We start from the raw sequence: 13734 nt of genomic DNA on the forward strand, positions 1-13734 counted from the left end.
CTCGGTGAGGCCCGGAATAGCTTCACTCACAGTCCTGTAACCGCACGCACATGGCTGTGCCCGGGTTTGGATTCTGTGCCCCCGCTTCAAATTGGTGCCTGCTTGCACCGGGCCATGTGGGTCACTTATTTGCCGCTAGTCACATTTTGTTACTAGGAGTGCAGCAGCAAATGACCAAACCCAAGATCGCCGTCATCATCAGCTCGATCCGTCCGACCCGCTTCGGCGACAAGCCGGCGCAGTGGATCGCCGATCACACCGCCGCTCGCGGCGACGTCGATGTCGAAATCGTCGACCTGAAGGATTACCCGCTTCCGCTGTTCGACGCGGCCGCGTCCGACTTCTGGATGCCGACCCCGAACGAGGTTGCCGCCAAGTGGCAGGCCAAGCTCAACGAGTTCGACGGCTACATCATCGTCACCGCCGAGTATAACCGCTCGATCACCGGTGCGCTGAAGAACGCCATCGACTGGGCCTACAAGCCGTTCATCAAGAAGGCCGTGGCCTTTGTCGGCTACGGTTCGGTGGGCGGCGCCCGCGCCATCGAGCACCTGCGCAACATCATGGTCGAACTGCAGGCCGTGCCGGTCCGTCACGCCGTCCATATCGGTGGTTCGGACTTCATCCCGATCATGATGGGCCAGAAGAGCTGGGACGACACCAAGGGCAACTTCGACTTCTTCGTGCCCGAGATGCTCGACAACCTGGTGTGGTGGACCAATGCCACCCGCAACGCCCGCCAGGCCGACGCGGCTGCCGCGGCGACCAAGGCGGCCTAAACCCCGGCTAGCGTTTCCGGGGTCCTCCTCCTTTCGCACCCCGGTCGGGGACGGTGCTTCCCATGGCGCCGTCCCCTTTTTGTATTGTCACGTGGCCGATTGGGCGGCGGGTTGAGTGTGTAGGCCGTTGGGTGTAGACAACCGCCCTCGACAGGCGGAGCCCTTCATGGCACCCGAGAATACCGCTGCCCAGCCGGACAGCTCGACCACTCCCCTAAATGAAGAACTGAACCAGGGCCTCCCCGTGCTGATCATGGGGGCTATCGGTGTCGTCTACGGCGACATCGGAACGAGCCCGCTCTATGCGTTCCGAGAGGCGCTGCATGTCTCGACGGGGCATGGCGCGCGGATCGACCCGACGATCGTGCTGGGTCTGCTGTCGCTGATCGTCTGGACGCTGATCATTCTCGTCACGGGCAAGTACATCACCATCGTGCTCCGCGCCGACAACAAGGGCGAGGGCGGCACCCTGTCCCTCATGGCGCTTGCACAGGCGAGCTTCACCAATCGACCGGCCTGGGTGCTGGCGCTCGGCGTGCTCGGCGCCGCGCTGTTCTACGGCGACGCCATGATCACCCCGGCGATCTCCGTGCTATCGGCCATCGAGGGCATCCAGGTCGTGGCGCCCGCCTTCGACCGGTGGATCATCCCGATGACCATCGTCGTGATCATCGGCCTGTTCGCGGTGCAACGCTTCGGCACCAGCGGCGTCGCCGCGGTGTTCGGCCCGATCACGGTGGTCTGGTTCCTGGCGCTGGGCTATTTCGGGCTGACGCGCATCATCGAGGATCCTGCCGTCCTCTCCGCGCTGAACCCACTCTACGGGGTCAACTTCATCGCGACGCACACGGCGATCGCGGCGGCCACATTCGGCGCTGTGTTTCTCGCCGTCACCGGGGCCGAGGCGCTCTACGCCGATCTCGGTCATTTCGGCCGGAAGCCGATCATCATCGCCTGGATCGCGCTGGTGTTTCCCTGCCTCCTGCTCAACTATTTCGGGCAGGGCGCCTATGTGCTGGGCCACGGCGAGGCGGTCGCGAACCCGTTCTACCAGATGCTGCCGGACTGGTCGCAGGTGCCGATGGTCATCCTCGCGACAATGGCCACGGTCATTGCCAGCCAGGCTGTGATCACCGGCGCCTTCTCGCTCACCCGGCAGGCCGTGTCGCTGAATATCCTGCCGCGCATGACAGTGCTCCACACGTCCGCGACCCAGCACGGGCAGATCTACATGCCGCTGGTCAACGGCCTGCTGATGGTGGCCGTGGTGCTACTGGTGCTCGGCTTCGGCAGTTCGAGCCACCTGGGCGCCGCATACGGCATCGCTGTCACCGGCGAAATGATCGTGACGCTGGGATTGCTGGTGGTGGTCATGAGCCGCATCTGGCATTGGCAACCCTGGATGATCGCTGCGGTCGTCGTGCCCATCGGGATCATCGAGGTGATCTTCTTCTCCTCCAACGCCGCCAAGTTCTTCCAGGGCGGCTGGGTGCCGGTAATGGTGGCGCTGTCGATTGCGGCGACCATCGTGATCTGGATCTGGGGCCGCCGGCGGCTGACCGAGAAGACCCGCCGCGACGAGGTGCCGCTCGAGTTCCTGGTCGAGAACCTCGCCAAGAAGAAGCCGACCATTGTGCCCGGCACGGCGGTGTTCCTGACCTCCGACATCGAGGGCGCGCCGACGGCGCTGTTGCATAGCCTCAAGCACTACAAGGTGCTGCACGAGCACAATGTGATCCTCACGGTGATCACGTCCGACCGTCCGCGCGTGGCGGACGAGGACAAGATCAGGATCGATGCCTACAACGACCTGTTCTATCGGGTGGTGGTGACGTTCGGTTACATGGAGACGCCGAATATCCCGAAAGCACTGGCGCTGGCCCGCAAGCTCGGCTGGAAGTTCGACATCATGTCGACCTCGTTCTTCCTGTCGCGGCGGTCGCTGAAGCCATCGCCGAAAGGTGGGATGCCGCTGTTCCTCGACCGTATCTTCATCGCGCTGGCCCGTAACGCGACAGACGCAACGGAATACTTCCACATTCCTACCGGCCGCGTGGTTGAAATTGGCACGCAGGTGGTGATCTAGTCCGCTCGGGGAACCGAGGGACGCGAGCCTGCTGAAATCACTGGACATTGCGATCGCCGGGGCGGGACCCGGCGGGTTGGCGGCGGCGCTGATGCTCAGCCGTGCCGGCCATCGCGTGCGGCTGTTCGAGCGGTTCGAGACGCCGAGGCCGGTGGGCTCGGGGTTGATGCTGCAGCCGACCGGGCTGGCCGTGCTGGAGGCGCTCGGCCTTTACGACGAGATCGCAGCGCTCGGGGCGCGGATCGGACGGCTGATCGGCACGGATGCTCGCAGCGGCCGCGTGGTGCTCGACGTGGGCTACCAGCCGCTGGGGCCGGAGGCGCATGCGATCGGCGTCCATCGGGCGACGCTGTTCAACGTACTGCACGATGCTGTGGTGGCCGACGGGTTGTCGATCCGCACCGGGTTCGTGGTGGAACGGCTGGAGCGGTCGGGCGGCGGCCAATGGCTGCTGGGGCCCAATGGGCGCGAGGGCCCGTTCGACCTGGTGGTCGACGCGCTGGGCTCGGCTTCGCCGCTGAAGGTCGAGGCGCAGGTGCCGAGCCGGGCGCGACCGCTGAGCTTCGGCGCGATCTGGGGCACGGTCCCCTGGGTGGACGCGGGCTTTCGGCGCGACGCGCTGATGCAGCGCTATCGCCAGGCCAGCGTGATGATCGGGGTGTTGCCGGTCGGCCGGCCGAGGCGTGACGCGCCAGAGCAGGCGGCGCTGTTCTGGAGCCTGAAGCCCGAGGCCTACGAGGCGGTGCGCTCTGCCGGGATCGATGGGTGGCGCGAACAGGTGATTGGCCATTGGCCCGAGACCGCGCCGCATCTCGAGGCGATCGCCGATTTCGACCAGATGACCTTGGCGCGCTATGCGCACCATACCCTGCGGGTGCCGGCCGGTGACGGGATCGCCTTTATCGGCGACAGTGCCCACGCGACCAGCCCGCAGCTCGGGCAGGGTGCCAACATGGCGCTGCTGGATGCAGCGGCGCTGAGCAGTGCGTTGGCGAGTTCCGGATCGATCGGGGATGCACTCGACAGCTATGCGCGGCTGCGGCGCTGGCATGTGCGGCTCTACCAGATGCTGTCGCTGACACTGACGCCGTTCTACCAGTCCGACGGCGTTGTCCTGCCCTTGGCGCGTGACGTGCTGGTATCGGCGATGGCCAGGCTGCCGCCGGTTCAGTGGATACTAGCGGGCATGGTCTCGGGGCAATTGCTGAGTCCGCTGAAGGCGATCGGCCTCACAGCGAAAGCGTTACGCGAGGTGCCGGCATGAGCCGGCCGCACGTCCTGATCGTCGGCGGCGCCGGCGTGTTCGGCTCGCGGCTGGCCCGGCTGCTGGCGCGGCGAAAGGGATTCCGGGTTAGCCTTGGCGGGCGCACCGAGAGCCGGGCCCTGACGTTGCAGCGCGAGCTGCGGCTGATCGACGAGCAGGGCGAGTTCGGCTTCGTGATGATCGACCGCGACAGGATCGGGGCCGAGCGCCTCAAGGAAATCGACTGCGACGTGGTGGTGGATTGTTCGGGGCCGTTCCAGCTCAGCGGCACGCAACTGATCGAGGCCGCCATCGGGGCGCGGTGCCACTATGTCGATATCGCCGACTCGCGGGCGTTCGTTACCGGCGTCAGCAAGTTCGACAGCGCGGCGCGGGCGGTGGCGATTTCGGTGATCTCGGGGGCGAGCTCGACGCCGGGCCTGACCCATGCCGTGCTCGACAGCGTGACGAGCGCCTGGCTTTCCGTCGACAGCATCGATATCGCCATCGTGCCCGGGAACCGGACGCCGAAGGGCCGCTCGGTGATCGAGGGGATCCTCAGCTGGGTCGGGCAGCGGGTGCGGGTGTTCCGCGAGGCCGGGTGGGAGCAGGGGCGCGGCTGGAGCGGCGCCCGATGGGTGACCATCGAGGGGCTGCCGCGAAGGCGTGCGATGCTGGCGGACGTCCCGGATCTCGATCTGGTGCCGGCGCGATTTGCGCCGCGGGTGCGGGCCGGGTTTGACGCCGGGATGGAACTGCCGGTGCTGAACTGGCTGATCGGCGTGGTGGCGGTGCCGGTGCGCTGGGGGCTGGTGAAGTCGGCGCGCGTCTTTGCGGGGCTGGGCACGCAGATTGCCATGTGGCTCGACCGGTTCGGGACCACCGATGGCGGCATGCTGGTCGAGGCGGCCGGGCAGGATGCGCGGGGCGATACCCGGGTGGTCCGGTGGTGGCTAAGGGCGGCGAACGGTGATGGTCCCTATGTGCCGGTGGCGCCCGCCGCAGCGGTGATCGAAATGCTGACCCTTGGTGGCCGGTTGCGCGGCGGGGCCCGCTCGGCCGCGGGGATTGTCACGCTCGAGCAGATCAGGCCGTGGTTCGATGGGCTCGCCATCGAGACCAAGCAGATGGCGTTTCGCGGCGAGAAGCCCCTGTACCGGCGGGTGATGGGCGATGGGTTCGACCGGCTGCCGGAGGTGACCCGGCGGGTGCATCGCGGCCGGCCTGCTGTGATTGCCGAGGGCGAGGCCGTGGTGGCGCCGCCGGAGAATTTCGTCACCCGGTTCCTGGCGCGGCGCTTCGGGCTGCCGCTCGACGAGGGGCGGATACCCGTGCGGGTGGTGATCGAAAGCCGCGACGGGCGCGAGCATTGGACGCGGTTCTTCGCCGACAGGCCGATGCGGTCGGTGATGAGTCTGGCGTCGGAGGGCCTGATCGAGGAGCGGTTCGGGCCGGTGGCCATCCGGATGCGGCTGGTGCCGCGCGGCGACGGGCTGGATATGCAGCGGGTCTCGGGCCGACTCTGGGGCGTCCCGATTCCCGGCTTCCTGCTGCCGGTGATCAAGGCCGAGGAGCGGGTGGACGAGGGTGGCCGCCATCGCTTCGAGGTCGAGATCGCGCTGCCGCTGCTTGGCCGGCTGATCGCCTATCGCGGCTATCTGGTGGTCTGACGCCTAGATCGCGAGGGCCGCGTCGCGCTTGCCGTAGGCGCGCAGGAACGTCTTCACGCCGTTGCGGGCGGCTTTTTCCAGCTGTGCGTCGCTGACGGTTTCGCCCGGTTCGTTGGGAAGATCGGCGCCGATCAGTGCCATGAACTGGCGGGCGGCGAGATCAGGATCGTCGAGTTCGATGTCGCCGGCGCGCGCCAAGCGGGCAAACCGAGCTGAGATGGCCGGCCAGTTCTTGCCGGGGCCGTAGTCCTTCCAGGTCTCAAAGAGCTCCGGGTAACGCCGGCCTTCGTTCTCGATCAGCTTGCGGAGTGCACGGGAATTGGCGTCGCAGAGGCAGTTGCGGGTGAGCCGAATGGCGAAGGCGACGAGCTCGCGGCCGATGTCCTGTGGCTGATCGGGGAAGGTGGCGAGGGTTGCGACCATGCGGGTGCTGCCCTGCTCGGTGATGTCGCGCACCACCTCGGCGAACAGTTTCTCCTTGTCGCCGATCTGATTGTAGATCGTCTGCCGCGAGACGCTCGCCTCCTCGGCGATGGCGTCGATGCTGGCGCCGGTGAAGCCATCGCGCACGAACACCGCGGTGGCGGCAGCGATGATGGCGCATCGCTTGTTGTAGTTGCCCCGCTGCATGGCTGGGCTGCGAACAAGGTCGTGGCTGATCTCCATGCAGAGGAGGATAATGGGACTTGACGAATTGGACAAGAGTGTCCAAAAGTCATTTTGACACATGTGTCCATTTTTATGGACGGCATCGTCACATTAGCGGCAGCAGAGCCGGGTAGAACCCGGTGGATATGAGACGACGCGCGGGGGTGAAACGCGCGCGCTTGATCGCCGCCCGGTTGATGGATATTCAACTGGTACGTTATATACTGATTGGTTAAATACGAGCAGGTTGGGAATCACTGCTATGAACATGAACATCTTGAAGTCGGCCCTCGTGCTTGGGCTGCTGTCGGTGATCGGCCCCGTCGCCATCGACATGTATCTGCCGGCGCTGCCGGAAATTGGCGGACAGCTGGGGGCGAGCACTGCATCGGTGCAGCTCAGCCTGATGTCCTTCATGGCCGCATTCGCCGTCGGTCAGCTGATCTACGGTCCGATCAGCGACATGGTGGGGCGCAAGCCGCCGCTGTATTTCGGCATCGCGCTGTTCATCATTGGCTCGATCGGCTGTGCGGTTTCGCCTTCGGTGGAGTGGCTGATCGTCAGCCGATTCATCCAGGGTATCGGCGGGTGTGCGGCGATGTCGCTGCCGCGGGCCATCGTGCGTGACGAATATACCGGTGCCGAGGCGGCGCAGCTGTTCAGCCTCATCATGCTGGTGTTCTCGATCTCGCCGATCCTTGCACCGCTCTCGGGGAGCATCGTCATCGCCTTCGGCGATTGGCGGCTGTTGTTCTGGGTGATGGGCGCGGTGGGTGTGCTCGGGCTGATCCTGTCGGTCGTCGCGCTCAAGGAGACGCGGCCGAAGCACCTGCGAACCGAGTCGAGCCTCGGTGGCGCGATCCGTGGCTACGGCTCGTTGCTCGTCGACTGGAACTTCATGGGCCTGACCTTCATCGGCGCCTTCGGCATGTCGGCCTTCATGGCCTTCATCGGCAACTCGAGCTTCGTGTTCATCGAGCACTATGGGCTGACGCCGACCGAGTACAGCCTAGCGTTCTCGGTCAACGCGATCTCGTTCTTCGCGGTGTCGCAGTCGACCGGCTTCATGGTGAAGCGCTTCGGGCTGCAGCGGGTGGTTCGCTGGGCGGTGACCGGGTTCGCAGTGTCGATGGCGCTGCTGGCTGGGATCTTCGTCGCCGGCATCGACAGCATGTGGATCCTCAGCGGCCTGATGTTCGTGGCGTTCGGCTTCCTCGGCCTCGTGCTGCCGACGACCGGCGTGCTGGCGATGGAAGAGCACGGCGAGTTCGCCGGTACCGCATCGGCGCTGATGGGGACGCTGCAGATGGTGCTCGGCGCGGTGGTGATGGGCATCGTGGGTGCGTTCCACGACGGCACGGCCATTCCGATGGTGCTCGGCTTTGCGGTCTGTGCGGTGCTGGCGTTCCTGCTGACGCAGGTGACGATCCGCACGACGACGACGCCGGTGGTCGGTGCGCCCGCCGAATAACTGGCCTAACCCATGCGGGCCGGTCGGGCGCGAGGGAAACCTCGCGCCCTTTTCTTAAGGGCGGGCGGCCCTAGATGCTGGCCTGCACACTTTGCAGCGCGGCATAGACCCCGCTCATTGCCATCAGCTCGTCGTGCGTGCCCTGTTCGGCGATGCCGTCGCGGCCGAGTACGAGGATGCGGTCGGCGTGCCGGACGGTCGAGAGGCGGTGGGCGATGACGATGGTCGTCCTGCCCCGCGCCAAAGTTAGCAGGGCCTGCTGGACCGCCCGCTCACTTTCGTTGTCGAGGGCGCTGGTCGCCTCGTCGAAAATGAGGATGGCGGGATCCTTGAGGAAGGCGCGAGCAATGGTCAGACGTTGTTTCTGCCCGCCGGAGAGCTTCACCCCGCGCTGCCCGACATCCGTGTCGTAGCCGTGGGGCAGGGCCATGATGAACTCGTGCGCGTTGGCGGCTCGCGCCGCGGCCTCGACCTCCGCGTCGGTTGCGCCGGGGCGACCGTAGCGAAGGTTGTCGGCCACCGAGCCGGCGAACAGGTAGACGTCCTGCTGAACGACAGCGATATGGCGGCGGAGCGTCTCCAGCGTCACGTCGCGTACGTCTCGCCCATCGATCCGGATTGCCCCAGCATCCACATCATAGAAGCGCGGGATAAGCGCGCAGAGCGTGCTCTTGCCGACGCCGGACGGGCCGACCAGGGCGACGAACTCGCCGGAAGCGATATCGAGCGACAGGTTGCGCAGCACATGTGGCCCCTCCGCCTCGTAGCGGAAGGTGACATCGTCGAAGCCGACCGCGCCGGCGGGCGTGGGCATCGGAGCGGCCGTCGGCCGATCGGCGATGTCGGGGGCGACCTCCAGGATCTCCATGGCGCGGGTGAACCCGGTATACCCCTCCTGCAGCAGCCGGGCGAAGTTGGCGAGGCGCTGGATCGGATCGACCAGTACGGCCACGCAGAGGAGGAAGGTCAGCATCTCGGCGACGGTGAGTTCGCCCGACAGGATGCGAAGCGCGCCCACCACCACGACCAGGATCATCACCAGCTGGGCGAAGCTCTCGACGCCGATGGAGAACCAGGCCTCGGACTTGTAGCCATCGGCGCGGCTCATGACGAACCGCTGGTTCTGCTCGGCAAATCGCTGCGTTTCCAGCGTCTCGTTGGTGAAGGACTGGACCACGCGAATGCCGCCCAAGGCATCCTCGACCCGCTCGTTGACGGCGGCGATCTGCTGCTTGCTGCGCTCGAGCGCCCGGTTCATGCGCCGGTTGAAACAGAGGGCATAAGCGAGCGCCAGCGGGGTCAGCGCCAGGATGAGGCCGGCCAGCAGCGGATCGATGAAGAACAGCACCAGCACCGCCCCGCCGAACTTGAGCACGGCAATGGCGAGGTCTTCCGGACCGTGGTGGAACAGCTCGCCCACCCAGAGGGAGTCGCTGGTGATGCGGCTCATCAACTGGCCGGTGCGCTGCCGGTCATAGAAGCTGAAGGACAGCTTCTGGCAGTGCTCGAAGAGCTCCTGGCGCATTGCCGCTTCGATGCGGGCGCCCATCACGTGGCCCTGATAGTCGACGAAGAAGACCGCCGCCATCTGGATGGCGAGGATAGCCAGCATGCCGCCGCCCATGGCGAGGATCTGCCAGATGACTCCGGGCGCATGGGGCAGGGCCAACAGCCGCGTGGTGATGAAGTTGGCGCCGAGCGGCAGGGCGATCGCGGTGCTCGCAACCAGCACGGCACAGATCAGGTCGGCCGCGAGCAGCGGCAGATGTGGGCGATAGTAGGAGAAGAACTTCCGTGCCCGCGCCGAGCGCCGCTGACGGGCAGCGGGGTCGGACGAGTCGGCGATGCGATGGTGGAGCGGCTTATGGCGCGGCGGGTTTTTCCTCGCGCGCGGGAAGGTGGAAGGCATGAAGCGTGATGTCCTTGCTGAGATGGGCTCCTTTCCGAGTGGACAGCGTCGCTTTCATCGTGATCTCCCGAGGGCATGAATTGAGGGCGAACCATAGGCGAGGTGGGATGCCCCGACAACCGGGAGTGCCGGTTGTCGGGTGGCGGTGTGGTTGACGGGCAACAGGTGTAGCGGACGCTCGCGGCAACGTGCCGGGGTTCAGCTCTTGGGCATGTCCGGGCAGACGTAGGGCACGGTGGCCGTCACGTACTTCTCCTCGACCGCGTCGCTGCCGAGCTTGAGGCTCAGCACCAGTTCGGCGTCGGTGAGCGAGACGATGTCGGCGTTGATGTCCATGCCGTCCTCGTTCCACTTCAGCGCGGTGTCCGAGGTGAGCTCCCATGCCGACAGGCGGTGGGTTTCCCAGCAGGAATCCTGCACGAGGGTGCCGTCGGAGAGGAAGATCTTCATTACGCCGGGCAGGTCGCCATCGGCCTTGGTCCAGACCCGATCGACGAGCCCGGCCTTGCTGGTCTTGGCATCGGTGGCGGATTCGGTTGCCGTATCCTCGGCGAAGGCGGGAAGGCAGGCAGTGGAGCCAACGCCCCACATGGCGAGCAAGGCGAAAAGGGCGGCTTTGCTGGTCATTCGGCGTCAATCTCCAGTGGCAATCCGAACATGGGTGCGTGGCAATCGCCATACAAGGTGGCATGGCGATTACGACGGAAATCGGATCATCGGGGAGTGAAAATGAACGGCCGATGAGCGTGGGCTCAGCGGCCGCCCAAATGCCTGGCTACTGCCGGATGCCCAGCGCGCGGTCGCGGTCGCGGATGCGGTTGCGGGCCTGCTTGGGCCAGAGCTGGTAGGCATCGCCGCCGCCTTCGAGGGCATGGCGCGCGTGCACGGCCCAGTTCGGGTCTTCGAGCGCCGTACGGGCAAAGGCCACGAGGTCGGCCTCGCCTTCCTCGAGGATACGCTCTGCGTCGTGCGGATCGTCGATGAGACCGACGGCGATGGTCGGAATGCCGGCTGCCCGCACTGCCTTGGACAACTCCACCTGATAGAGGGGCGCCGCCTTGAGCGAATAGCCGTCGAAGCCGCCCGATGAGCAGTGGATCATATCCACGCCGAGCGACTGGAGTTCACGCGAGAGGACGATGGAATCCTCGACGCCCCAGCCACCCGGGCTGCCGTCGGTCACCGACAGGCGCATGATCAGCGGCTTGTCGGCCGGCCAGGCGGCGCGGACGGCTTCGGTGACCTCGAGCGCGAAGCGCATGCGGTTCTCGCGGCTGCCGCCGTACTCGTCGGTGCGATGGTTGGCGAGCGGGGAGAGGAACTGGCTGATCAGGTAGCCATGCGCGCCGTGGATCTCGACGGTGTCAAAGCCCGCCTGGTCGGCGCGGCGCGCGGCGTCGGCGAAGCTCTGCACGATGCGCTGGATGCCCGGCTTATCCAGCGCGACCGGCATCTGGAAGTTAGGGTTGTCGGCGTGGCGCTCGGCGCTGGGGGCCTCGGGAACCCAGGTCTCGTAGGCGTATTCGGCCTTGTCTGCCTCGGTCTCGTTGAAGCCGCCGCGCCACCAGATCGGCGTCGCCGCCTTGCGCCCGGCATGGCCGAGCTGGATGCCCGTCGCAGCGCCCTCGGACTTCAGGAACTTCACGATATGGGCCAGCGGCGCGATCTGTTCGTCGTTCCAGAGCCCGAGGTCGCCGTAGGAGATGCGCCCTTCGGGCGTGACACCGGTTGCTTCGAGGATGACGAGGCCAAAGCCGCCGAGGGCGAAACGGCCGAGGTGCACGAAGTGCCAGTCGTTGGCGAAGCCGTGCTGCGCCGAATACTGGCACATGGGCGCGATGACCGTGCGATTGCGCATGGTTAGCCCGCGCAAGGTGAACGGGGAAAATAGCTGGGACATAAATCGGCTGCTGCTGCAGGTGGAGGGAGCGGGGACCTTGCACCGCGAGCACTCCATCGGCAAGTACCGATGGAGCAGGTCTCACTTGCACTCAACATGCCGTGTTCGCCGGAACCGCCGCAGTGGGGGCGAGTTGCGCGTGCGAGGGTTGAGGAGAAAAGTGATGAAAGTTCTTGCTGCTGCGACCCTCTCCGCGGTCGCCTTGTTTGCCTCCGGTGTCCTGGCACAGGATACCAAGGTGCTGACGGGCAAGGCCGCCTTCGGCGATTTCACGCAGGATGCACCGGGTGTGAGGCGCCTGATCAAGGCGACGGACCTCGACCCGCCGAATGTCACCGAGTCCGCGTCGAATGCGCCGGGGACGGTGCCGATGCCCGAGGGCGCGCTGCCCAAGGTGCCCGATGGTTTCAAGGTGGAACTGGTCGCCTCGGGGATCACCAATCCGCGCGCCATACGCTTCGCGCCGAACGGCGACCTGTTTGTCGCCAACTCGGAGGACGGCGAGGTCCTGGTGTTCGATTTCGACGAAGCGGGCGGGATGAAGGAGGTGAAGCCGGCGGTCTACGCCGACAAGCTCAACCAGCCCTATGGGATCAGCTTCTACCCCAAGGACAATCCCGAATGGATCTACATCGCCGAGAGCGACGGGCTGAAGCGGTTCCACTACAAGGCCGGCGACCTGAAGGTCGAGGAGGGCGAGGATGGTCCGGACCAGGGTGAAGCGATCCTCACCGGCATCCCGGCAGAGCATCACTGGACGCGCGACGTCGCGTTCTCCACGGACGGACAGACCATGTACTACTCGGTCGGCTCGGGCTCCAATGTCGGGCTCGACATGACCATGGATCCGACGCCTGAGGGTGGCCTCGAAGCGTGGATCAAGGATCATCCGCTTGGCGTTGCCTGGGGTGGCGAGGAGCGCCGCGCGGCGGTGCTGGCCTTCGATCCCGAGGGCAAGAACGAGAAGTATTTCGGCACGGGCCTGCGCAATTGCGCCGGCATGACGGTACAACCGGCCACCGGAGATGTCTGGTGCGTAGTCAACGAGCGCGACGAGCTCGGCGACAACGTGCCGTTCGACTATGTGACGTCGGTGAAGGACGGGGCGTTCTACGGCTGGCCCTGGTACTATATCGGCGACAATCCCGACCCGCGCTGGACTGCGACGCCGCGCGAGGACCTCAAGGGCCACGTCACCGTTCCGGACGTGCTGTTCCAGACCCACTCGGCGCCGCTGAACATCGTCTTCGACGAGTCGGATGCCTGGGGCGCAGAGTACAAGGGTGACGCGTTCGTCGCCATGCACGGCTCGTGGAACCGCGGCAAGCGCACCGGCTACAAGGTGGTGCGGCTCGACTTCGACGACGCCGGCAAGCCGACCGGCGAGTACGAGGACTTCATGACCGGGTTCGTCATGGACGCCGACAACGTCTGGGGCCGGCCGGTTGGCGTGGCAGTGGCGCCCGACGGCGCGCTGTTTGTCTCCGAAGACGGCGCCGGCACCATCTGGCGCGTCAGCAAAGCGGAATAGGCGGAGGTCAGACCGCCTCAGGGACGTCCTCGTGGGGAACCGCGAGGGCGTCCTTCTTTTTGTCAGTCCGTCACCGTGTATTCGGTGATGCCGTTGGCGGCGACGCTGAGGCGTTGGCGGGCTTCGCCGACGCCGAATGCACCCGCGTCGACGTCCCAGCAGCCGGCCGAAACGGCGAAGCTGTAGGACTGCCCTGGGCCGATCGAGACGTTGTCGGGCAGGCGGTCGAAGCCGTAGGTCGAGGCATTGCAGTCTGAGATGGAGACCACGTCGATGTTGCCGCCGGTGCCATTGATGACAGTCAGCGTGCCAGTCGGCTCGCCGGGGCGAATGAGTTCGCCGCCGGTGATCATGGAGCTCGGGTCGCAGGCCGCGAGCACGAACAGACAAACGGCGACAGCGCCGCCACGAAATACTGAATTCATGACATCCCCCAATGACGATGCATACGTGACGCCGCGTCTGCCCAGTCAATTGCTAGCAGAGGGCCGCGCTGG

The 13734-nt window shown here is 65.9% G+C and carries 11 protein-coding genes; 6 read left to right on the forward strand and 5 right to left on the reverse strand.

What is annotated here, in order from left to right; translation table 11 throughout:
* The first annotated feature begins 170 nt into the window (after positions 1-170).
* From AC1DYL_RS19980 to AC1DYL_RS19995, 4 genes are all read left to right on the forward strand, one after another.
* Entirely contained in the window at positions 171-779 is a 609-nt protein-coding gene (locus tag AC1DYL_RS19980) for an NADPH-dependent FMN reductase (protein WP_477149726.1), read from the forward strand.
* A gap of 166 nt (positions 780-945) precedes the next feature.
* The gene (locus tag AC1DYL_RS19985; RefSeq protein ID WP_477174516.1) at positions 946-2865 is read left to right on the forward strand and encodes a potassium transporter Kup; all 1920 of its coding nucleotides are present in this window, start codon (positions 946-948) and stop codon (positions 2863-2865) included.
* Positions 2866-2917: 52 nt separating this feature from the next.
* Positions 2918-4129 carry an FAD-dependent oxidoreductase gene (locus AC1DYL_RS19990; protein ID WP_477174580.1) on the forward strand — a complete coding sequence of 404 codons (1212 nt, stop codon included), beginning with the start codon at positions 2918-2920 and terminating at the stop codon, positions 4127-4129.
* The gene (locus AC1DYL_RS19995) at positions 4126-5778 is read left to right on the forward strand and encodes an SDR family oxidoreductase (RefSeq protein ID WP_477174517.1); all 1653 of its coding nucleotides are present in this window, start codon (positions 4126-4128) and stop codon (positions 5776-5778) included. Before AC1DYL_RS19990 ends, AC1DYL_RS19995 begins: the two co-directional genes overlap by 4 nt.
* 3 nt (positions 5779-5781) lie before the next feature.
* On the opposite strand, the gene AC1DYL_RS20000 is transcribed toward AC1DYL_RS19995, so the two are convergent.
* Positions 5782-6408: a TetR/AcrR family transcriptional regulator gene (locus AC1DYL_RS20000; RefSeq protein WP_477149722.1), complete on the reverse strand. Its 627-nt coding sequence runs from the start codon at positions 6406-6408 to the stop codon at positions 5782-5784.
* A gap of 280 nt (positions 6409-6688) precedes the next feature.
* Between AC1DYL_RS20000 and AC1DYL_RS20005 the strand changes: the two genes are divergently transcribed.
* Complete coding sequence (locus AC1DYL_RS20005) at positions 6689-7897, forward strand: multidrug effflux MFS transporter (RefSeq protein ID WP_477158574.1); 1209 nt, start codon at positions 6689-6691, stop codon at positions 7895-7897.
* Between the two features lie 70 nt (positions 7898-7967).
* On the opposite strand, the gene AC1DYL_RS20010 is transcribed toward AC1DYL_RS20005, so the two are convergent.
* The 3 genes from AC1DYL_RS20010 to AC1DYL_RS20020 all read right to left on the reverse strand — a co-directional run bounded on the left by AC1DYL_RS20010 (position 7968) and on the right by AC1DYL_RS20020 (position 11763).
* On the reverse strand, positions 7968-9806 hold the full coding sequence (locus AC1DYL_RS20010; protein ID WP_477174518.1) for an ABC transporter ATP-binding protein: 1839 nt from the start codon (positions 9804-9806) through the stop codon (positions 7968-7970).
* A 198-nt stretch (positions 9807-10004) separates the two neighbouring features.
* The gene (locus AC1DYL_RS20015) at positions 10005-10433 is read right to left on the reverse strand and encodes a hypothetical protein (protein WP_477158576.1); all 429 of its coding nucleotides are present in this window, start codon (positions 10431-10433) and stop codon (positions 10005-10007) included.
* Positions 10434-10581: 148 nt separating this feature from the next.
* Positions 10582-11763, reverse strand: a complete 1182-nt coding sequence (locus tag AC1DYL_RS20020; protein ID WP_477174519.1) for an NADH:flavin oxidoreductase/NADH oxidase — start codon at positions 11761-11763, stop codon at positions 10582-10584.
* Positions 11764-11869: 106 nt separating this feature from the next.
* Between AC1DYL_RS20020 and AC1DYL_RS20025 the strand changes: the two genes are divergently transcribed.
* A complete protein-coding gene (locus AC1DYL_RS20025) occupies positions 11870-13237 on the forward strand; it encodes a PQQ-dependent sugar dehydrogenase (RefSeq protein ID WP_477174520.1) in 1368 nt (455 codons plus the stop codon).
* A 62-nt stretch (positions 13238-13299) separates the two neighbouring features.
* Here AC1DYL_RS20025 and AC1DYL_RS20030 read toward each other — a convergent pair whose 3' ends face one another.
* Positions 13300-13662 (reverse strand): hypothetical protein, encoded by a 363-nt coding sequence (locus AC1DYL_RS20030; RefSeq protein ID WP_477174521.1) that lies wholly within the window; start codon positions 13660-13662, stop codon positions 13300-13302.
* Positions 13663-13734 lie beyond the last annotated feature (72 nt).

Source organism: Devosia sp. P1_H9 (assembly GCF_056405135.1).